General features: G+C 70.6%; 18 protein-coding genes and 2 pseudogenes. 9 read left to right on the top strand and 11 right to left on the bottom strand.

The window, feature by feature from the left end; genetic code table 11:
• Window positions 1-1,107 (top strand): branched-chain amino acid aminotransferase, encoded by a 1,107-nt coding sequence (locus GPY60_RS05785; protein WP_156686674.1) that lies wholly within the window; start codon window positions 1-3, stop codon window positions 1,105-1,107.
• Window positions 1,108-1,115: 8 nt separating this feature from the next.
• Here the strand turns inward: GPY60_RS05785 and GPY60_RS05790 are convergent, their stop codons facing one another.
• From GPY60_RS05790 to GPY60_RS05805, 4 genes are read right to left on the bottom strand one after another with little or no spacing between them, the layout of a single operon-like run.
• The gene (locus GPY60_RS05790; protein WP_156686675.1) at window positions 1,116-1,856 is read right to left on the bottom strand and encodes an adenosylcobinamide-GDP ribazoletransferase; all 741 of its coding nucleotides are present in this window, start codon (window positions 1,854-1,856) and stop codon (window positions 1,116-1,118) included.
• A complete protein-coding gene (gene cobT / locus GPY60_RS05795; protein ID WP_197283554.1) occupies window positions 1,853-2,899 on the bottom strand; it encodes a nicotinate-nucleotide--dimethylbenzimidazole phosphoribosyltransferase in 1,047 nt (348 codons plus the stop codon). Before cobT ends, GPY60_RS05790 begins: the two co-directional genes overlap by 4 nt.
• On the bottom strand, window positions 2,896-3,441 hold the full coding sequence (locus GPY60_RS05800) for a bifunctional adenosylcobinamide kinase/adenosylcobinamide-phosphate guanylyltransferase (protein WP_156686677.1): 546 nt from the start codon (window positions 3,439-3,441) through the stop codon (window positions 2,896-2,898). Before GPY60_RS05800 ends, cobT begins: the two co-directional genes overlap by 4 nt.
• Before the next feature lie 27 nt (window positions 3,442-3,468).
• On the bottom strand, window positions 3,469-4,125 hold the full coding sequence (locus GPY60_RS05805) for a DUF3043 domain-containing protein (RefSeq protein WP_231639369.1): 657 nt from the start codon (window positions 4,123-4,125) through the stop codon (window positions 3,469-3,471).
• A gap of 187 nt (window positions 4,126-4,312) precedes the next feature.
• Between GPY60_RS05805 and GPY60_RS05810 the strand changes: the two genes are divergently transcribed.
• Window positions 4,313-5,392, top strand: coding sequence for a glycerate kinase family protein (locus tag GPY60_RS05810; protein WP_156686727.1), 1,080 nt, complete (start codon window positions 4,313-4,315; stop codon window positions 5,390-5,392).
• 70 nt (window positions 5,393-5,462) lie between these two features.
• Complete coding sequence (locus tag GPY60_RS05815) at window positions 5,463-5,819, top strand: HesB/IscA family protein (RefSeq protein ID WP_156686678.1); 357 nt, start codon at window positions 5,463-5,465, stop codon at window positions 5,817-5,819.
• A gap of 16 nt (window positions 5,820-5,835) precedes the next feature.
• Here the strand turns inward: GPY60_RS05815 and GPY60_RS05820 are convergent, their stop codons facing one another.
• Window positions 5,836-6,474 (bottom strand): Rv0361 family membrane protein, encoded by a 639-nt coding sequence (locus GPY60_RS05820; RefSeq protein ID WP_156686679.1) that lies wholly within the window; start codon window positions 6,472-6,474, stop codon window positions 5,836-5,838.
• 165 nt (window positions 6,475-6,639) lie between these two features.
• Here GPY60_RS05820 and GPY60_RS05825 point away from each other — a divergent pair, with 165 nt between their 5' ends.
• A complete protein-coding gene (locus GPY60_RS05825; RefSeq protein ID WP_156686680.1) occupies window positions 6,640-7,614 on the top strand; it encodes a carbohydrate kinase family protein in 975 nt (324 codons plus the stop codon).
• Between the two features lie 99 nt (window positions 7,615-7,713).
• Here the strand turns inward: GPY60_RS05825 and asnB are convergent, their stop codons facing one another.
• Window positions 7,714-9,672 (bottom strand): asparagine synthase (glutamine-hydrolyzing), encoded by a 1,959-nt coding sequence (gene asnB / locus GPY60_RS05830; protein ID WP_156686681.1) that lies wholly within the window; start codon window positions 9,670-9,672, stop codon window positions 7,714-7,716.
• A gap of 145 nt (window positions 9,673-9,817) precedes the next feature.
• On the opposite strand from asnB, the pseudogene ctaC reads away from it, so the two are divergent.
• The 4 genes and pseudogenes from ctaC to GPY60_RS05855 all read left to right on the top strand — a co-directional run.
• Window positions 9,818-10,917: pseudogene (gene ctaC / locus GPY60_RS05840) on the top strand (aa3-type cytochrome oxidase subunit II); the annotation flags it as partial.
• 15 nt (window positions 10,918-10,932) lie between these two features.
• Window positions 10,933-11,352, top strand: a complete 420-nt coding sequence (locus tag GPY60_RS05845; RefSeq protein WP_156686684.1) for a cytochrome c oxidase subunit 4 — start codon at window positions 10,933-10,935, stop codon at window positions 11,350-11,352.
• A gap of 180 nt (window positions 11,353-11,532) precedes the next feature.
• Window positions 11,533-12,327 (top strand): MmpS family transport accessory protein, encoded by a 795-nt coding sequence (locus tag GPY60_RS05850; protein WP_156686685.1) that lies wholly within the window; start codon window positions 11,533-11,535, stop codon window positions 12,325-12,327.
• Window positions 12,327-12,959 (top strand): DUF2561 family protein, encoded by a 633-nt coding sequence (locus GPY60_RS05855; RefSeq protein ID WP_156686686.1) that lies wholly within the window; start codon window positions 12,327-12,329, stop codon window positions 12,957-12,959. Before GPY60_RS05850 ends, GPY60_RS05855 begins: the two co-directional genes overlap by 1 nt.
• Window positions 12,960-13,207: 248 nt before the next feature.
• On the opposite strand, the gene qcrB is transcribed toward GPY60_RS05855, so the two are convergent.
• Genes qcrB through ctaE form a run of 4 tightly spaced genes read right to left on the bottom strand, consistent with a single transcriptional unit; the run spans window position 13,208 to window position 17,628 of the window.
• Window positions 13,208-14,923 (bottom strand): cytochrome bc1 complex cytochrome b subunit, encoded by a 1,716-nt coding sequence (gene qcrB / locus GPY60_RS05860; RefSeq protein ID WP_156686687.1) that lies wholly within the window; start codon window positions 14,921-14,923, stop codon window positions 13,208-13,210.
• The gene (gene qcrA, locus GPY60_RS05865) at window positions 14,920-16,125 is read right to left on the bottom strand and encodes a cytochrome bc1 complex Rieske iron-sulfur subunit (protein WP_156686688.1); all 1,206 of its coding nucleotides are present in this window, start codon (window positions 16,123-16,125) and stop codon (window positions 14,920-14,922) included. Before qcrA ends, qcrB begins: the two co-directional genes overlap by 4 nt.
• The gene (gene qcrC / locus GPY60_RS05870; RefSeq protein WP_370462651.1) at window positions 16,122-16,976 is read right to left on the bottom strand and encodes a cytochrome bc1 complex diheme cytochrome c subunit; all 855 of its coding nucleotides are present in this window, start codon (window positions 16,974-16,976) and stop codon (window positions 16,122-16,124) included. The genes qcrA and qcrC overlap by 4 nt, the downstream gene beginning before the upstream one ends.
• A 40-nt stretch (window positions 16,977-17,016) precedes the next feature.
• Window positions 17,017-17,628, bottom strand: coding sequence for an aa3-type cytochrome oxidase subunit III (gene ctaE, locus GPY60_RS05875; RefSeq protein WP_156686689.1), 612 nt, complete (start codon window positions 17,626-17,628; stop codon window positions 17,017-17,019).
• Window positions 17,629-17,732: 104 nt separating this feature from the next.
• Here ctaE and trpD point away from each other — a divergent pair, with 104 nt between their 5' ends.
• Entirely contained in the window at window positions 17,733-18,836 is a 1,104-nt protein-coding gene (gene trpD, locus GPY60_RS26965; protein WP_370462652.1) for an anthranilate phosphoribosyltransferase, read from the top strand.
• Here the strand turns inward: trpD and GPY60_RS05885 are convergent.
• Window positions 18,774-20,594 (bottom strand): annotated as a pseudogene (locus GPY60_RS05885) (DEDD exonuclease domain-containing protein); the annotation flags it as partial. The gene trpD and the pseudogene GPY60_RS05885 overlap by 63 nt on opposite strands.
• Window positions 20,595-20,635 lie beyond the last annotated feature (41 nt).

Below are 20,635 nucleotides of genomic sequence, written 5' to 3' on the forward strand. Positions count from 1 at the left end.
ATGACCAGCGGCTCACTCGAGTTCACGGTTTCGCGCTCGTCGCACCCCGCGACCGACGCCGAACGTGAATCAATCCTGGCGGAGCCGGGTTTCGGCAAGCACTTCACCGATCACATGGTGTCGATCGACTATGCCGACGGCCGGGGCTGGCACAACGCCCGGGTCATTCCGTACGGCCCGATCGAGCTGGACCCGTCGGCGATCGTGCTGCACTACGCGCAGGAGGTCTTCGAGGGGCTGAAGGCCTACCGCTGGTCGGACGGCTCGGTGGTGGCCTTTCGCGCCGAGGCGAACGCCGCCAGGATGCGGTCGTCGGCGCGGCGGCTCGCGATGCCGGAGCTGCCCGACGAGCTGTTCATGGGGTCGCTGTGCCAGCTGGTCGAGGTGGACAACGCCTGGGTGCCCGCCGCCGGAGGCGAGGAGTCGCTGTACCTGCGGCCGTTCATGATCGCCACCGAGCCGGGACTCGGGGTGCGGCCCTCCAAGCAGTACCGCTACCTGCTGATCGCCTCGCCGGCCGGGGCGTACTTCAAGGGCGGCATCAACCCCGTCACCGTGTGGGTGTCCACCGACTACGTGCGGGCCAGCCCGGGCGGCACCGGCGCGGCCAAGTTCGGCGGCAACTACGCCGCCTCGCTGCTGGCCCAGGCCGAGGCGGCGGACAACGACTGCGACCAGGTGGTGTGGCTCGACGCCGTCGAGCGCCGCTTCGTCGAGGAGATGGGCGGGATGAACATCTTCTTCGTGTTCGGCAGCGGCGGCTCGGCCCGGCTCGTCACCCCCGAGCTGTCGGGGGCACTGCTTCCCGGCATCACCCGAGATTCGTTGCTGCAGTTGGCGATTGACGCCGGGTTCAGCGTCGAGGAGCGCAAGATCGACATCGACGAGTGGCAGAAGAAGGCCGCCGCCGGCGAGATCACCGAGGTGTTCGCCTGCGGCACCGCCGCCGTGATCACCCCGGTCGCGCGGGTGAAGTACGGCGACAGCGACTTCACCATCGCCGACGGCGAGCCCGGCGAGGTGACGATGGCGCTGCGCGACACGCTCACCGGCATCCAGCGGGGCACCTTCGCCGACACGCATGGCTGGATGGCGCGACTCGGCTAGCCGACGGCCTAGAACCGCACCACCGCCGCCAGCGTCACCGCGCACACCGTGGTCGTGAGCTCGATCGCGGCGCCCAGCACGTCGCCGGTGATCCCGCCGAACCGGCGGGTGCAGTGCGCGACCAGGGCCGCCGAGCAGCCGAGCGCCAGCAGCGCCGCGCCGGGGCCCTGCCACACCCGCGGGCCCGCCGCCGCCGACCCGGCGAGCAGCACCGCCACCCAGGCCGCCACCACCGGCGCCGGCTGGCTGGCCGCCACCCGCGCCCCCAGCGCGCTGCCCTCGGCGGCGGGCACCGCCCGCCGGCACGCCAACACCGCGGCCACCCGGCCGGCGGCCACTGCGACGACGATCGCCGCCGGCCGCAGCGCGGGAAAAGCCAAGCCCTGCAACAAGACAACGAAGACGATCGCCGCCACGCCGAACGGTCCCGTCGAGCCGTCGCGCATCACCGCCAGCGCCCGCGGAGGCGGTCCGTAGCAGCCGAGCCCGTCGGCCGTGTCGGCCACGCCGTCGAGGTGCAGGCCGCGGGTCGCGAGCGCCAGCGCGGCGACCGCCAGCACCCCGGCCAGCGGGCTGGACCGGCCGAACGCCAACTCGCCGCCCCACGTCACACCGGCGACCAGCGCGCCCAGCGCACAACCCACGAGCGGCAGCGCAGTCATCGCGCCGCGGCCCAGCGGCGCGTGCCCGCCGCGCCCGACCGGAAGCACCGTCCCGAACGCGAAAGCGCTTGCCAGCGAACGGATCACGAGGGCGAACGGTCGGAGACGCCGGCCTCGCCGAACGTTGCCATCGACGCGAGCGTGGCGACGGCGGCCCGCAGCACCGGCACCGCGAGCGCGGCGCCGCTGCCCTCGCCCAGCCGCATGCGCAGGTCCAGGATCGGCTCGAGTTCCAGCGCCCCGAGGGCCAGCGCGTGCGCCGGCTCGGTCGACCGGTGACCGGCCTGCCACCACTGCCGCGCGCCCGGCGCCAGGCGCTCGGCCACCAGCGCGGCGGCCGTCACCGCCATGCCGTCGAGCAGCAACGGCGTGCGCCGCACCGCGGCCTGGGCGCAAAAGCCGGCCAGTGCGGCCAGATCCGCGCCGCCGGCGCAGCGCAGCAGCGCGACCGGATCGGGCAGCACCCGTCGGGCCCGGAACAGGGCGTCGCGGACCGCGGCCGTCTTGCGGGCCCAGCCGGCGTCGTCGATCCCGCTGCCGAGGCCCACCACCGCCACCGGTTCGGTGTTGGTCAGCGCCGCCACCAGCACCGACGCGGGTGTGGTGTTCCCGATGCCCATGTCGCCAGCGACGAGCAGGTCGGCGCCGCCGTCCACCTCCTCGTCGGCGATGGCGCGGCCCGCGGCGATCGCGGCGCTGGTCTCGTCGTCGGTCAACGCGTCCTGCGCGCTGATGTCCCCGCTGGAACGGCGCACCTTGTGGGTGCCCGTGCCCGGCTGCGGCGGGGCGTCGACCGCCAGGTCGGCCACCCGCACCGTCGCCCCGGCGATTCCGGCCAGCACGTTGACGGCCGCGCCGCCGGCCTCGATGTTCGCGACCATCTGCGCCGTCACCTCCGGCGGGTAGGCCGACACGCCGGACCGCGCGACGCCATGGTCGCCGGCGAACACCACGATCCGAGCGCGTTCCAATTGGCGTGGCGGACAACAACCTTGGCATGCGGCGACCCACGCCGACAGCTCCTCCAGGCGGCCCAGGGCGCCGCGCGGTTTGGTCAGCGTGTCCTGCCGTGCGCGGGCGGCCGCGGCCGCGTCCGCGTCGGGCGGCGACACCGGCGCGAAGTCCATCAGCCTTCCGACCGCTTGATCGGCAGCGCCTGCCCCGCCACCACCAGCACCACGCGGTCGCACAGCTCGGCGACCCGCTGGTTGAGGCCGCCCAACTCGTCGGCGAACCGCCGCCCCGCGGCGGTGGCCGGCACGACGGTCAGCCCGACCTCGGGGCTGACCAGCACCAGCGCGGCCCCGAAATCACCGATGGCGTCGAGCATCTCGTCGACGGGGCCGGCCACCGAGCCGCCCTCCCAGGCGCCGGCGCGGTCCATGGCGCAGGTCAGCCAGGTGCCGAGGTCGTCGACGAGCGTGGGGACATCCGGCGACCGCCGCAACTGCGTTGCCACGTCGCCGCTTTCGACCGTGGACCAGTGGGCCGGCCGGCGGTGGCGGTGCTCCGCGATCCGCCGCGCCCAGGCGGGGTCGGCCTCACCCACTGAAGACGAGGCCCCCGGCGCCACGTAGCGCACCGGGCCGTCGGGCGGCAGACCCTGGGTGATCGCGTCCTCGGCCCACCGTGACTTGCCCGAACGGATTCCGCCAAGCACCAGGGTGCGCACCGCGGTCAGACGGCCTTCGCGCGACGATCAGGCGACACGGCTGCCGCGCTCGACCTGGGGCCGCGGTGCCCGCATGCGGCGCATCTGGGAAGCCCGCCCCGCGGCGTAGAGGCCGAGCTTCCAACGGCTCTCGGTGTTGTTCGGGAACTTCGCGTCGACCAGCCGGCTGATCTTGCGCGCGAGGATGAGCCCGTCGACGGTCATCACGGCCATCAGCACCAGCATCGCCGGGGAGACATACAGCTGCAGCTGGGGCACGGCGAACATGACGAACATCAGGACCAGCGTCGACGGCATGAAGAGGCCCAGCGCATTGCGCCGCGAGTCGACGATGTCGCGCACGTAGCGGCGCACCGGTCCCTGGTCGCGGGGCAGGAGATAGGCCTCCTCGCCGGCCAGCATGCGTTCGCGGCGCTCGGTCATGCGGGCGCGGCTGGCCAGCTTGTCCGCCCTGCGCTCCTCGCGGGTGAGCTTGGTGGCCATGGCCTTACGGCGGGCCCGCGCCTCGGCGGCGGTCATCGGCGCCGGCGCGACCGGCTTGCGTCGGGTGTCGGTGCGCTTGGGTGTGGGCCGGCCCTTGGGGCCCGTCCGGCGCGCGCCGCCGGTGTCCGTCGTGGCGACTTCGACCACCGGCGCGGCGTCGGCGCTTTCGCCCTGGCCCTTTTTGCGGCCCATCAGCTTCACAGTCGCCAGGTTACTTCGCCGGGCGGCCCTCCCGAAATTGCCTCAACTGCGTGTGTATTAGTCATGCGCCAGCCGACCGTGAACCCCTACGCTTACGGGTAATGAACGGCAACGTGTGATGAGCGGCACCATGGCCCCGGATGACACCGCCACCGGTCTGGCGCCCGGCCGTCTCCAACTCCCGGCCATGCAGGTCCTGGTGGCCCCGGATTGCTACGGCGACACGCTGTCGGCGGTGGAGGCCGCCGCCGCGATCGCGACCGGCTGGACCAGGTCGCGCCCGGCCGACCGGTTCATCGTCGCGCCGCAGTCCGACGGCGGCCCCGGTTTCGTCGAGGTGCTCGCCGAGCGGCTGGGGGAGAAGCGGCGGCGCCTGCGGGTGACGGGCCCGCTCGACAACACGGTCACCGCCGAATGGCTGTTCGAACGACGCTCGAAGACCGCGTACCTGGAGTGCGCGCAGGCGTGCGGGCTGGCGAAGCTGGGCGGCCCGCCCACCCCGGAGACGGCGCTGGCGGCCCACAGCAGGGGGGTGGGGCAGCTCACCGCCGAGGCGCTGGGGGCCGGCGCGACGCGAATCGTGGTCGGGCTGGGCGGCAGCGCCTGCAGCGAGGGCGGGCAGGCGATGATCACCGAGCTCGGCGGCCTCGAGGCGGCCCGCGGGAAGCTGGCCGACGTGGAGCTGATCGCCGCCTCGGACACCGAATACCCCATGATCGGGCCCTGGGGGGCGGCCAGGGTGTTCGGGCCGCAGAAGGGCGCCGACAGCGCCACCGTCGCAAAGCTGGAGGTCCGTCTCGAGGCGTGGGCGCTGGAACTGGAGGCTTTCGCCGGCCGCGACGTCAGCTCCGAGCCGGGCGCGGCCGCCGCCGGGGGCATCGGCGCCGGACTGCTCGCGCTCGGCGGCCGGTGCGAGTCGGGCGCGGCGATCATCGCCGAGCACACGCTGCTGGCCGACGACCTCGAGACCGCGGAGATGATCGTCACCGGTGAGGGCCGCTTCGACGAGCAGTCGTTGCACGGGAAGGTGGTGGGCGCGCTGGTCGACCTCGCGCGTCCGCTCGGCATTCCGGTGATCGTGCTGGCCGGCCAGGTGGGCCTCGAGAACTCGGTGGTGCGCTCGTCGGGCATCATGTCGGCGTTGTCGATCGCCGACTACGCGGGCTCGGTGCGGTTGGCGCAGGCCGACGCCGCCAATCAGCTGATGGGATTGGCCTCACAGGTGGCGGCGAGGCTCGGGAATAGCGGTCCTGCAAGGTACCGTTGAGGGAGTGGGTGACACCCCGGCGCGGCTTGCGCGGGCATCCACTCAAACCATCAGGCATGTAGGAGAAGCAATGACGGTGCAAAACGAGTCGACCGCCAAGACCCACGGCGTGATCCTGACCGAGGCCGCCGCCGCCAAGGCGAAGTCCCTGCTCGACCAGGAGGGGCGCGACGACCTGGCGCTGCGCATCGCGGTCCAGCCGGGCGGCTGCGCCGGGCTGCGCTACAACCTCTTCTTCGACGACCGGACGCTGGACGGCGACCTGACCGCCGAGTTCTCCGGCGTGACGCTGACCGTCGACCGGATGAGCGCGCCCTACGTCGAGGGGGCGTCCATCGACTTCGTCGACACCATCGAGAAGCAAGGCTTCACGATCGACAACCCCAACGCCACCGGCTCCTGCGCCTGCGGCGACTCCTTCAACTGAGGTCAGCTGAGCGGCGCTAGTACGACGCGCCGGTGCGCAGCACGTACGAGCACACCGTGATCTGCCCGCGCTGGAACAGCAGCTGGGCGATGCCCTGCACTTGGTCGTGCGACGGCCCCGAGGAGAGCGGCGACACCCGCAGGGTGAACAGCGCCTGCGCCTGGTACTGCGACAGATAGACGATCTTGTCGATCGAGGTCACCTCGGCCTCGGAGAACTGCTTGCGGAACGCGTCGCTGCTCTGATGGGCCAGCGACAGGTCGAGCCGCTTGTCGCGGACCCCGTCGTACATGCCGCACAGGGCGTTGCGGACGATCTCGTCGACGTCCCGGCGCTCGAGGGCGTTGAAGTAGTTCTGGATCGCGCTCTTGGCCGCTCCCTCGGAGAAGGCGGCGCCGGTGTTGGCCCCGTTGGTCCGGACGCCGTACACGATCGCGACCGTGAGGGCGGCCACCACCGCCAGGGCCAGCGCAACGCCGATGACCAGCCGCCGCCTGGACCGTCGTGCCGGGTAGGGCACCGGCGCACCCTGACCGGCATAATTGGCCGGCGGGGGGCCGGGCTGATCGTGCGGGTATTCCAGCGGCGCGTTACCCGAGGGAGTCTGGGGTCCGTCGCTGCCGACACTGTCGTTCGGCGGGTGCGGACCGGCCATCGAGGTACTCCTACGGCGGTAGACGGGGCTGGACGGGGCCAGGAGCGGTTGCCGCCCAGATCGGGTCGGTGGCAACGCAAGTTCCCTAGGCAGGCTAGCGCACGACTTCGGGACGTCTGAGCGTGAGTAAGCTGGGCAGCCTTGCTAACGAAGGGTGGAGATTTCGTGACGATCGCGGTGACAGGTTCGATTGCGACCGACCATCTGATGCGGTTCCCGGGCAAGTTCTCGGAGCAGCTGCTGCCCGAGCACCTGCACAAGGTGTCGCTCAGCTTCCTGGTCGACGACCTGGTGATCCACCGCGGCGGCGTGGCCGGCAACATCGCGTTCGCGATCGGGGTGCTCGGCGGTGACGTCGCGCTCGTCGGCGCGGCCGGCAAGGACTTCGCGACCTACCGCGACTGGCTGCAGGCGCACGGCGTCAACTGCGACCACGTCCTGATCTCCGAGAGCGCGCACACCGCGCGGTTCACCTGCACCACCGACGTCGACATGGCCCAGATCGCGTCGTTCTACCCCGGCGCCATGTCCGAGGCCCGCAACATCAAGCTCGCCGACGTGGTCTCGGGCGTCGGGAAACCGGACCTGGTGATCATCGGCGCCAACGACCCCGACGCCATGCGCGTGCATACCGACGAGTGCCGCTCGCTCGGGCTGCCGTTCGCCGCCGACCCGTCCCAGCAGCTCGCCCGGCTGTCCGGGGACGAGATCCGCACGCTGGTCGACGGCGCCAAGTACCTGTTCACCAACGACTACGAGTGGGACCTGATGCTGTCCAAGACCGGCTGGACGGAGGCCGACGTGATGGCGCAGGTCGAGCTGCGGGTGACCACGCTGGGCCCCAAGGGCGTCGACATCGTCGAACCCGACGGCACCACCACCCACGTCGACGTCGTGCCCGAGACCAGCCAGGTCGACCCCACCGGCGTCGGCGACGCGTTCCGGGCCGGCTTCCTCACCGGCCGCAGCGCCGGCCTGAGCCTCGAGCGTTCGGCCCAACTCGGCTCCTTGGTGGCGGTGCTGGTGCTGGAGTCGACCGGCACGCAGGAATGGGCCTGGGACCACGAGGTGGCGGCGACGCGGCTGGCGGGCGCCTACGGCGACGACGCGGCCGCCGAGATCACCGCGGTCCTCGCCTGATTCGGCTGCTCGCACGGCCCTGGCCGGCTAACCGCCCGGCGGGCAGACCAAAAGCACAGCGACACGCCGGTTTTCGTGTGCTTGTGTGTCTGCTCGCCGTCAGAGCTGGACCGGGTAGACCGGCTCGCTGATCTGCGGCACCACGCTGTGCTCGACGAAGATCGCGTACCAGAGCAGGAAGATCAGGACCGTCCACAGCCGGCGGCTGTGGTCGGCGTCGCCGTTGCGGTGCTCGTCGAGCATGCGGCGCACGGCGTCGAGATCCACCAGTTGACCGGCCTGCCCGGCCCGCGACGCCGCGACCAGCGCATAGGCCCACTCCTGCAGCTCGCCCGCGCGCAGCCAGTGCCGGATCGGCACCGGAAACCCGAGCTTGGGCCGGTGCAGCACGTGCGCCGGAACGATCGGCTCGAGAGCCCGCCGTAGCGCGTACTTGGTGGTGGTGCGGGTGATCTTGGCGTCGACCGGCAGCCGGGAGGCGACGGCGAACACCTCGGGGTCCAGGAACGGCACCCGCAGCTCCAGCGAGTTGGCCATGGTCATCTTGTCCGCCTTGACCAGGATGTCGCCGCGCAGCCAGGTGAACAGGTCGATGTGCTGCATGCGGGCCACCGGGTCCCAGCCGGCCGACTCGGCGTACACCGACGCCGTCACGTCGGTGTGGGTCCACTCGTCGCGGAACCCCGGCAACACGTCGCGAAGCTGGGCGTCGGAGAAGCTGCGGGCGTTGCCGTAGTAGCGCTCCTCGAGGGTCAGCGAGCCGCGGTGCAGCAGGCTCTTGCCGCGCATCCCCTCGGGCAGCGGCCGCGACACCTTGCCCATCGACCGGCGCAGCGGCCGGGGGAGATAGTCGAACGGCTTGAGCGACAACGGTTCCCGGTAGATCGTGTAGCCGCCGAACAGCTCGTCGGCGCCCTCCCCGGACAGCACCACCTTGACGTGCTTGCGGGCCTCCCGGGCGACGAAGAACAGCGGCACCAGCGCGGGATCGGCGACGGGTTCGTCGAGGTACCAGACGATTTCGGGCAGGGCGGCGACGAATTCGTCCGGGTGCACCACCTTGGCGATGTGGCGGGCGCCGATCGCCTCGGCGGAGGCCACCGCGACGTCGATCTCGGAGAAGCCCTCCCGCTCGAAACCGGTGGTGAACGTGATCAGCCGGGGGTTGTGGCGGATGGCCAGCGCCGCGATGGCCGTGGAGTCGATGCCGCCGGACAGGAACGCCCCGACGGTGACGTCGGCCCGCATGTGCTTGGCCACCGAGTCCTCGAGAACGGCGGTGATCTCGTCGTAGCGGGCCTGCTCGGTGTCGCGGGAGATCGGCGTGGCGGCGAAGCGCGGCGCGAAGTAGCGGGTTATTTCGGGCGGCCGGCCCGGGCGGATGCGGGCGTAGCAGCCCGATTCCAGGCGGCGCACGCCGCGGGTCAGCGTCTCGGGCTCCGGCACGTACTGCAGAACCGTGTAGTGCTGCACCGCCCGTTCGTCGATGGCCGTGTCGAACCCGACCAGATCGGCGATGTCGAGCAGGCACTTCTTCTCGCTGGCCACCGCCGTGCCGCCGGTGCCGGTGGCCATGAACAGCGGCTTGATACCGAAAGGGTCGCGGGCGCAGAACAATTCGCGGTTGACGGTGTCCCACAGCGCGAACGCGAACATCCCGCGCAGCCGGGTCAGCACGTCGGTGCCCCAGTGGTGGTAGCCGGCGACGATCGCTTCCCCGTCACCGTCGGTGGCGAACGCGGCGCCGTGGCGGGCGGCCAGTTCGTCGCGCAGTTCGAGGTAGTTGTAGATCTCGCCGTTGAACACCAGCACGTAGCGGCCGGGCGCCTCGGGTGGCCCCCACCGCAGCGGCTGGTGCGAATGCGCGATGTCGATGATGGAGAGCCGGTTGAAGCCGAACACGACGCTGCCGTCGTCGGGGTCCGTCCACGTGCCGGGCTCGTCGGGCCCCCGGTGACGCATCAGGTGCGACGAGCGGGCGATCGCACCGGCGGCGTCGTCGGTCGCGGCCGGTTCACCCCCGGCCGGTGCCGCGAGGAACGCCAACAGACCACACACGGCGCCCCAGTATGCCGCACTCCGGCGGCATGCGTGGACGCCGCACCGGACGCGCTGGGCGGCCGACCGGCCGGGGTTTCGTCGCCCTCCTCAGCGGCGTGGTCTACGCTGCGTAGTATTCGATGTCCGAGCAGGAGGCGCCAACGTGACACCCCGCGAGCAGGTCCGTTCGCACCGTTTGTCGCAGGGCCGGTTCCAGCGTCGTGCCCGAGGCGCTGACCGGGGCCTGGCCCGCCGTCTTCGCCCGTTGGCGCTGGCCGGAGTGCTCGGCGCGCTGGCGGTGAGCCTGAGCGGCTGCAGCTGGCAGCACGTGCTGGCCTTCGGCTGGCCGGACGGCATCACGCCGCAGGCGCACTACAACCGGGAGCTCTGGATCGGCTCGGTGATCGCCGCCCTGGTCGTCGGCGTCATCGTCTGGGGCCTGATGTTCTGGTCGTCGGCGTTCCACCGCAAGAAGGCGACCGACACCGACCTGCCGCGGCAGTTCGGCTACAACATGCCGCTGGAACTGGTGCTCACCGTCACGCCGTTCCTCATCATCTCGGTGCTGTTCTACTTCACGGTGGTGGTGCAGGAGAAGATGCTGCACGTCGACAAGGACCCCGAGGTGGTCGTCGACGTCACCGCCTTCCAGTGGAACTGGAAGTTCGGCTACCAGAGCGTCAAGTTCAAGGACGGCACCCTCAACTACGAAGGCGCCGACGAGGCGCGTAAGGCCGCCATGGTGTCCAAGCCCGAAGGCAAGGACGCCCACGGCGAGGAGCGCGTCGGCCCCATCCGCGGGCTCAACACCACCGACCGGACGTACCTGAACTTCGACAAGGTGGAGACCCTGGGGACGGCCACGGAAATCCCCGTTCTCGTGCTGCCGACCGGCAAGCGCATTCAATTCCGCCTGGCGTCGGCGGACGTGATCCACACATTCTGGGTGCCGGAATTCCTGTTCAAGCGCGACGTAATTCCCAACGCCGAGGCGAACAACTCCGTCAACGTTTTCCAGGTCGACGAAATCACCAAGCAGGGCGCATTCGTCGGACACTGCGCCGAGTTCTGCGGCACCTACCACTCGATGATGAACTTCGAAGTCCGGGCGGTGTCGCCCAACGACTTCAAGGCCTACCTGCAACAGCGGATCGACGGCAAGACCAACGCCGAGGCGTTGCAGGCGATCGCGCAGCCCCCACTTGCGGTGACGACCCACCCATTCGACACGCGCCGCGGCGAAATGACCCAAAGCCAGTAGGTGAGAGGACTTCCCCAATGCGTATCGAAGCGAGGCTGTTCGGCTTCATCTTCGGCTTTTTCATCTTCGCGACGGTGTTGTACATCGTCCTGACCGCGCTGTTCGCCACGGGCGGCACCGAATGGGCCGGCGCTACCGCGCTGGCGCTGACCGCCGGCCTGGCCTTCATCATCTTCACCTTCTTCCAGTTCGTCTCGCGCCGGATCGACACCCGCCCCGAGGACTACGAGGGTGCCGAAATCAGTGACGGCGCAGGCGAATTGGGCTTCTTCAGCCCGCACAGCTGGTGGCCGATCCTGATTGCGCTGTCCGCTTCGGTGGCGGCGGTCGGCATCGCGCTGTGGCCGCCGTGGCTCCTCGCCGCCGGTGCGGTATTCATCCTGGCCTCCGTCGGCGGACTGGTTTTCGAGTACTACATCGGGCCCGAGAAGCACTGACGAGCGGCCAAAGGTCACAATCAGGCCAACACTTGTTCGGTGCGGCTTCGCCCGTACTTCTTTGCTCCGCACCGTTCGGTAGGGTTGCCCAAGCACCATGAGTACGTCCCAAGCGCGCGCGCAACGAGGTAGCCGCGGAGCCCCGCGCGCTGGTGATGCAGTTGGACAGGGCAGGCAACAATGAGCGGGCCGAAAACGCCGGAATTCGAACCTGAGGAACACAATTCCGCCAGCGAGCTCAGCGCCGACCACGAGCCGGGCGGCGAATGGGAACCGCACGAGGAATTGGATCCCGCGGGGGAGTCCGAGCCATTCGGAGAACCGGCCGGCGACAGCGCCGAAATGGCGGAAGTCGAACAGACGGGACAGACCGACGCATATTCGCGGGCGTACTCGGCCCCGGAGTCCGAGCACTTCGTCACCGGCCCCTACGTGCCGGCCGACCTCCGGCTGTACGACTACGACGGCTACGACGACTCGGCGGACTTCGACGACGAACACCGCGCCCCGCGCTGGCCGTGGGTGGTGGGGTGGGCCGCCATCGTGGCCGCGATCGCGCTTGTGGTCTCGGTGTCGCTGCTGGTGACGCGGACGGACACCAGCAAGCTCGCCAACCCCGGCACCACCACCACGGCGTCGACGCCGCCGACGCAAGATGAGATCACGACCACCAAGGCGCCGCCTCCGCCCACCACTCCCGCGGGGCCGCGACAGGTGACCTACTCGGTGACGGGCACCAAGGCGCCCGGCGACATCATCTCGGTGACCTACGTCGACGCCTCCGGCCGGCGCCGCACCCAGCACAACGTCTATATCCCGTGGTCGATCACGGTCACACCGATCTCGCAGTCCGACGTCGGCTCGGTCGAGGCGTCCAGCCTGTTCCGGGTCAGCAAACTGAACTGCTCGATCACCACGAGCGACGGGACCGTGCTCTCGTCGAACTCCGGTGACGGACCGCAGACGAGCTGCTGATGGTGAGCAAATACTCCGCATACCGGCGCGGCGACGACACGATCGCGCCGGACGTCATCGACCGCATCCTGGTCGGCGCGTGCGCCGCCGTGTGGCTGATCTGGCTGGGCGTGAGCGTGGCTGCCGTGGTCGCGCTGGTCGACCTCGGTTCGGGCTTCCACAAGGTGGCCGGCAACTCGCACACGACGTGGGTGTTGTACGCCGTCATCATCGTTTCGGCCCTGATCATCGCCGGGGCGATTCCGGTGCTGGTGCGGGCCCGGCGGATGGCCCGGGCCGAGCCGTCGGCCGAGGCGATGACCGCCCCGGGCCGGCCGCAGGTGCGGCCCGGCCCGGCCGGGGTGCGCCCCGGCCTCGACCGTGCGCACCCGCCGCGGACCCGGTCCGCCGGCCCGGACAGCGAATGGTCCGGCGCCGCGGTCGACCGGGTGTGGCTGCGCGGCACCGTGTTGCTGGCCGGCTCGATCGGCATCGCGCTGATCGCCGTCGCCGCGGCGACGTACCTGATGGCCGTCGGTCACGATACGGCCGCCTGGATCGTCTACGGGCTGGCCGCGGCCGTCACCGTGACGATGCCGGTGGTGGAGTGGCTGCAGATTCGCCAGCTGCGCCGCGTGGTCGACGAGCGCTAGCGGGACGCCTCACCGGGCGGGCGCCGCGTCTTCGGGACGGTGGGGTTGAGTGTGCGTCCTGGGCGTCGAGTGTGCACCCTGGGTGTCGAGTCTGCATCCTTGGCGTTGAGTCTGCGCTAGGGGCGGCGTATCCGCCGATTTCCCGCCCTGGATGCAATCTCAACGCCGTGAATTCACTCTCGAAAGCCCGCCCCGTCAACACAGTGAGGGCCGCGTCGCCGCGGCCCTCACTGTCGTTGTAGGGACTGCTAGTGCCCGCCGTGCTCCCCGTTGGACCCGTTGGACCCGTTGGATCCGTTGGGCGAACCGACGATGCTCGCCTGCTCCTCGCGCAGCGCGGTCAGGAGGCGTTGCTCCGACGCGTGCGCCGCCTCGCGCAGCGCCGCGTCCTCGGACGCGGGGTCGGCGCGCAGGAAGCTGCCGCTACCCGGGGTGCCGCCGTAGCCGAGCTTGTTCATCCGCTTGGGCAACGCGGTGCCCTGGTACTCCAGGGCCAGCGGGTGACCGTGGTCGTCGACGGGCCCGAGCGGCTGGTGCAGCTCGATGTACGCGCCGTGCGGCAACCGCTTGATGATGCCGGTCTCGATGCCGTGCTCGAGCACCTCGCGGTCGCTGCGCTGCAGGCCGACGGCCCACCGGTAGGCGATGAAGTAGACGATCGGCGGCAGGACCACCATCCCGATGCGCCCGATCCAGGTCGTCGCGTTCAGCGAGATGTCGAACTTCAGCGCGATGATGTCGTTCATGGCGCTGAACGTGAGCACCATGTAGAACGCGATCGCCATCGCGCCGATCGACGTGCGCACCGGGGCGTCCCGCGGCCGCTGCAGCAGGTTGTGGTGGGCATGGTCACCGCTGAACCGCTTCTCCAGGAACGGGTAGACGATCAGCAGGATGAAGATCAGGCCCATCAGCAGCGCCACCCAGACGGGGGCCGGGATGGTGTGGTGCCAGAAGTAGAACTCCCAAGGCGGCCAGACACGGGCCAGGCCTTCGGTCCACATCATGTAGAAGTCGGGCTGCGATCCGGCCGAGACGTGGGATGGCTTGTAGGGCCCCAGGTTCCAGATCGGGTTGATCTGCAGCAGGCCGCCCATGAGGCCGAGCACGCCGACGATCGCGGCGAAGAACGCGCCGGACTTGACCGCGAAGATCGGCATGACCCGCACGCCGACCACGTTGTGCTCGGTGCGGCCCGGTCCGGGGAACTGGGTGTGCTTCTGGAACCACACCATGGCCAGGTGCAGCCCGATCAGCGCCAGGATGATCCCCGGCAGCAGCAGGATGTGCAGGGCGTACATGCGCGGGATGATGTAGCCGTTGGTGGCGCATTCGTATCCCACACCGCCGCAAGGGAAGTCGCCGCCGAACAGCGCCCAGTGCAGCCAGGTGCCGATCACCGGCATCCCCAGCGTGATCGACGACAGCGACGCCCGGATCCCGATGCCCGAGAGCAGGTCGTCGGGCAGCGAGTAGCCGAAGAAGCCCTCGAACATCGCCAGGATCAGCAGCAGCGAGCCGATGACCCAGTTCGCCTCACGCGGCCGCCGGAACGCGCCGGTGAAGAAGATGCGCGCGAGGTGCACCATGATCGAGGCGGCGAAAAGCAGTGCCGCCCAGTGGTGTACCTGGCGCACGAACAGGCCGCCGCGCACCTCGAACGAGATGTCGAGCGTGGACGCGAAGGCCTTGGACATGTCGACGCCGCGCAGCGGCTGGTACACGCCGTTGTAGGTGACCTCGGCCATCGACGGGTCGAAGAACAGCGACAGGTAAACGCCGGTGAGCAGCAGCACGATGAAGCTGTACATCGCGATCTCGCCCAGCAGGAACGACCAGTGGGTCGGAAAGACCTTGTTGAGCTGCCTGCGGACCGCAGCCGACGGGTGGTAGCGGGTGTCGATGTCCTCGCCCTGACGGGCCAGGACGTCACCGATCTTCGGGGGACTCAGCCGTGGACTCATGTTGTCGTCCTTTCCCAGAATGCCGGTCCGACGGGCTCGACGAAGTCACCGTTGGCGACCAGATACCCATTGGTGTCGATTGTGATGGGCAGTTGCGCCAGAGCGCGCGCCGCCGGGCCGAAGATCGGCTTGGCGAAGTGCAGCGCGTCGAACTGCGACTGGTGGCACGGGCAGAGAATCCGGTAGGTCTGCTCCTCGTACAGCGATGCGGGGCAGCCCAGGTGCGAGCACACCTTCGTGTAGGCGAACAACTCGCCGAAGTTGAAGCTCTCCTGGCCCTGCCGCTTGACGACCCGCTGCATGTCGCCCGGCCGGATGCGGATGAGCATCACGGGGTTGCGGACGCCCTGGTTGATCGCCCGGAGCTTCTCCTGCGACTCCGGCGTGGTGCCGTCGCCGTCGGACTCGCGCCACGGGAAGACGGTCTCCATGCCGCCGGCGTCGATGTCCTCGGGTCGCATCCTGATGAACGGCGCCCCGGTGTAGTCGCCGGTGGCCCGGGCCAGGTAGATGGTCTCGCCGGGGTAGCGCGGGGTCCAGCCCGACGTCCACAGCACGGCCTTCTTGCCGCTGGCGGTGGGCACCACCGGCTTCCACGGGTTCTTGATCAGGCCGCCGGCAAACGCGACGAGGGTACCCAGGCCGAACGCGCCCAGGCCCATGCCCAGCGACAGCCCGATGAGCTTGCGGCGCCGCACCGTGGAGCCCTCGAGGGCGTCGCCGAGGTTCGCCAGTACCGTCTTGCGGTCGATGTCGCGGGAGGCGCCGTCGTGCCGCTGCTGGATCGAAATCTCTTCCGGGATGAAGCGTTTCTGGTACAGCACCACGCCGATGGCGATCGACAGGATCGACATGCCGAACGTCAGGCCGTACAGCGGGGTGGCCAGGGTGTAGAACCAGCTGCCCGCCGCCTCCTTCGGCTTGTACTCCCACGGCCAGAACAGGAACACGAGCAGCAGCGCCAGGCCGAACCCGCCGCCCAGCAAAAGCCACCGGGCCACCGACTTCTCGGCGCGCTTCTCGGCCTTGGTGCCCTCGATCGGCCAGCGCGGCTCCTTGAAGACGGTTTCGACCCCGTCGAGCTTGCCGCCGAGCGCGACGAGTTCCTCGCGCGACATCGCGGCCAGCGCGGCCTGGTCCGGCTCGCCCGAACCCCCGCCCTTGTCGGTGTCGGAGCCGTGAACGGTGCCTGAGTCGCTCATGATGCTCGTGCCCCAATCCAGAGTGCCAACCCGATGGCCGCGACCATCCCGATGATCCAGGCGGCCATGCCCTCGGGCGCCGGACCGAACCCGCCGAGGCCGTAGCCGCCCGGCTGGCGCTCCTCGGTCACGGCCTTGACGTAGCCGATGATGTCCTTCTTGGCGTCCAGGGACAGCTGGCGGTCGGAGAACTTGGGCATGTTCTGCGGCCCGGTCCGCATGGCGGCCAGGATCTGCTGCTCGTTGGCGGGCTCCAGCGGCGGTGCGTACTTGCCGGACGACAGGGCGCCGCCCTTGCCGGTGAAGTTGTGGCACGACGAGCAGTTCAGCCGGAACAGGTCGCCGCCGCGGCCCAGGTCCTGCCCGCGCAGCGACCGCATCGCGAGACTGCCGTCCGGGTTGCGCTCGACGGTGGGGCCGCCGCCGTTGGCCTGGACGTAGGCGCCGATCGCGTCGACCTGGGCGTCGTCGAAGATGGGCTCCTTGCGGGGAGCCTGGGCCTCGCCGCGCATGGCGGGCATCCGGCCGGTCGACACCTGGAAGTAGACGGCCGCCTCGCCGACGCCGATCAGGCTGGGGCCGTGGTCGGGGACGCCCTGGAGGTTGGCGCCGTGGCAGGACACGCACGAGGTCTCGAACAGCTGCTTGCCGGTGCGCAGCGTGGCCGAGCCCGATTCGTCGGCCACGGCCACCTGTGGCCGCGGCGTGAGGACGGCGGCCAGTCCGCCGGCGATCGTCAGCGCGATCAGCAGCAGCAGTCCGCCCGACAACCGGCGGCGAAGGCGGCGCCGCGAGCGGTCACTGCGCGGGCTGGCCGACTTGCGGTTTCGCATGGACCCCAGCTTCTTCAACCGAGCTCTCCTGTTCATTCCAGTATTCGGAGCCGCGGGCTCAACGGATGAAATAGATCACGGCGAACAGCGCGATCCACACGATGTCGACGAAATGCCAGTAGTAGGAGACGACGATGCTGGCCGTCGCCTGTGCGGGGGTGAACTTGGTCATCGTGGTGCGGACCAGCAGGAAGATGAATGCGATCAACCCGCCGGTGACGTGGAGGCCGTGGAAGCCGGTGGCCAGGTAGAAGACGCTGCCGTACGCGCTGCCGGCGATGGTGGTCCCGTGGGTGGCCAGGTGGTAGTACTCGTAGCCCTGGCCGATGACGAAGAACAGGCCCATCAGGAAGGTGATCACGTACCACCGGCGCAGGCCGAAGACGTCGCCGCGCTCGGCGGCGAACACGCCCATCTGGCAGGTGAACGACGACGCGATCAGCACCAGCGTCACGGGGACGGCCTGATACAGGTTCAGCTCGGTGGGCGGCGGCGGCCACTTCCCACCGGACTGCGACCGCGCGGTGAAGTACATCGCGAACAGGCCGGCAAAGAACATGAGCTCGCTGGAAAGCCACACTATGGTGCCGACACTGACCATGTTGGGGCGATTCAGCGAATGCACTCTGGACGTGATCGCAGTACCCGAGGTCCCTACAGCGCTGGTCACATCCGCAAGTATGACGCTTTGTAGTTGTCGAACTCTACCCGGGTGGCCAATTGGCTCCCGTGGTGTCGTTTTCGGGCGGCCGGGCTGCGTGGGACCATCGGCGCGTGGCCCCTGGTTCGTCCGCGTCATCCGAGGCTTCCTCTGACGCCTCCCCGCCGCACCCGGCACCGTCGTGGCCGCAGGTGCTGGCCCGGCTGACGGCGGGTCGCGAACTGGCCCGCGGCCAGGCCGCGTGGGCGATGGACCAGGTCATGACCGGCGCGGCGCAGCCCGCGCAGATCGCCGCGTTCGCGGTGGCGATGCAGATGAAGGTGCCCACCGCGGCCGAGGTGGGCGAGCTGGCCGACGTGATGCTGAGCCACGCCCGCAAGCTGCCGGCCGGCGCGATCCCCGATGACGCCGTCGACATCGTCGGCACCGGCGGCGACGGTGTGAACACGGTCAACCTTTCCACGATGGCGGCGATCGTGGTCGCGGCGGCCGGCGTGCCGGTGGTCAAGCACGGCAACCGGGCCTCGTCGTCGCTGTCGGGCGGCGCCGACACGCTCGAGGCCCTTGGGGTGCGCATCGACCTCGGGCCCCAACAGGTCGCGCAGAGTCTGGCCGAGGTCGGGATCGGGTTCTGCTTCGCGCCGCTGTTTCACCCGTCGTACCGGCACGCGTCGGTGGTGCGCCGCGAGATCGGGGTGCCGACGGTCTTCAATCTTCTTGGGCCGCTTACCAATCCGGCCCAGCCGCGGGCCGGGTTGATCGGTTGCGCGTTCGCCGACCTGGCCGAGGTGATGGCCAGGGTGTTCGCGGCTCGCCGGTCCAGCGTGCTGTTGGTGCACGGCGATGACGGGCTCGACGAGCTGACCACCACCACGACGAGCACCATCTGGCGGGTGCAGGCCGGCACGGTGGACCGGCTGACCTTCGACCCGGCCGGCTTCGGCTTCGCCCGGGCCGACCTGGAGGACCTGATCGGGGGCGACGCGCAGGCCAACGCGGCCGAGGTGCGGGCGGTGCTGTCGGGTGCCCAGGGGCCGGTCCGGGACGCCGTCGTGCTCAACGCCGCGGGAGCGATCGTGGCGCACGCCGGCCTATCCAGTCGCGCCGAATGGTTGCCGGCGTGGGAGGACGGGCTCCAGCGCGCCCGCGCGGCCATCGACTCGGGCGCGGCCGAACAACTCCTCGCGCGATGGGTGCGGTTCGGCCAGCAGGTCTGAGGCCGCCTGTTCGGCGGCGACCCGCGCGGAGCGCGCCGCCGCCGCCCACGCCGCCCAGGCGCCCGCCGATCGCAGCGGCGAGGCCCACCCTTCCTCCGAGACGCCGGCGACGCGGACGATGCGCACGCCGGGGGCGGACAGCCACCGCGCGATGAGCGCGGTCTCCTCCACGAGCGCGCCGCCCAGCGGGCCCGGCGCCGGCAGAATCGTCTGTGCCCCAGCGCAAATCGCGTCGATCACCGGCATCGGCCGCACGCCCCGCCGGGCGGTGCCGGCCGCGGCGAGCTGTCCGTGGCGGACGACGGCGAGGTGGTATCCGCCCTCGCCGTCGGGCGCGGCGGCGATCAGCTCGGGCAGGGCCGCCAGGGCGCGCAGCCGCTGACCGCGCCACAGGGCGTCGACGGCGGCGGCGGTGCGGTGGGGCAGGCGCGCGGCGCTCTCGAAGTGGTGCCGGCCGCCCAGGGCGGTCACCTCGGCCACGGCGGCCCCCAGCGCGCCGTTGTCGGATCCGTCGATCAGGGACGCGGCGCGCGCCACGGCGGCCGCGTACTCGGTGGCCGTCGCGTTGCGGGCGGCCGGGCACGGCGAGACCTCGACCTCCGGACAGGCCGGTCCGTGCAGCGCCGAGCGTGCCAGCCGCGCGGTGCACGTGCGCAGGCCCGTGAACCGGGCGAGCAGGTCGGCGGTGTCGGCGGCGTCGGTGCGGGACCGGAACGGTCCGATCGCGCGGTCGTGCTTCGGGCCCCGCACCACCGCCAGCCGCGGAAACGCCTCGTCGGTGAGCGTGACCCACCACCACCGGTGCGGAAACCGCGACCGGCGGTTGTACGGCGGGGCGTGGGCCGCCAGCAGCCTCAGCTCCCGAACGCCGGCCTCCAAAGCGTGCGCGCATTCGACGTGGTCGACGGCGGAGGCGAGCCCGACCATCTCCTTCATGCGGCCGCGCGGGTCGGTGCCGTTGAAGTACTGGCTCACCCGGCGGCGCAGGTCGACGGCGGTCCCGATGTACAAGACTTCCCCGGCCGGCCCGCGAAAGAGGTAGACACCCGGGCGGCGCGGCAGGCCGTCGGCGAGCACCCGCTTGCTGCGCTGGGCCGGCGTCACGTCGGGCAGGTAGGACCGCAGGTCGGCGTACGTGTGCACCCCCTGGTTGCCGACCCGCTCGATGAGCGCGTGCAGGACGTCGACGGTGGCGCGGGCGTCGTCGAGGGCGCGGTGGGTGGGCTGCGTGGCGACGGCGAACAGTCGCGCGAGGGCACCCAGGCGCACGCTCGGCGCCTCCTCCCGGCTCAGGACGCGGCGCGCCAGCCGGACCGTGCACAGCACCCGCGGCCGCGGCCAGGCGATGTCGCACTGCTGCGCGGCGGCGCGCAGGAAGCCGATGTCGAACCCGGCATTGTGCGCGACGTACACGGCGTCACCGGCGAACTCGAGGAACATCGGAAGCACGGCGTCGATGGTCGGCGCGTCGCACACCATGGCCGTCGTGATCCCGGTCAGCCGCACCACCTGGGGAGGGATGCTGCGCTGGGGGTCGACCAGGGTGGCGAACTCGCCGAGGACGGCGCCGCCGCGCACCTTGACCGCGCCGATCTCGGTGATGGCGTCCGCAACCGCGCCGCCGGTGCCCTTGCTGCGGCCGCCGGTGGTTTCCAAATCGACCACCACGAAGGTGGTTTCGCGCAGCGACACCTCATCGGGGCCGAAGGGGCCGCCCACGTCGGCGAAACTCAGCTGAGCCGCGCCGCCTGCACTCATGGCCGAAACGTTAGGGAGGCCCACCGACACCCGCGGGTTCC

The organism is Mycobacterium sp. Marseille-P9652, assembly GCF_902652685.1.
Classification (GTDB): Bacteria; Actinomycetota; Actinomycetes; order Mycobacteriales; family Mycobacteriaceae; genus Mycobacterium.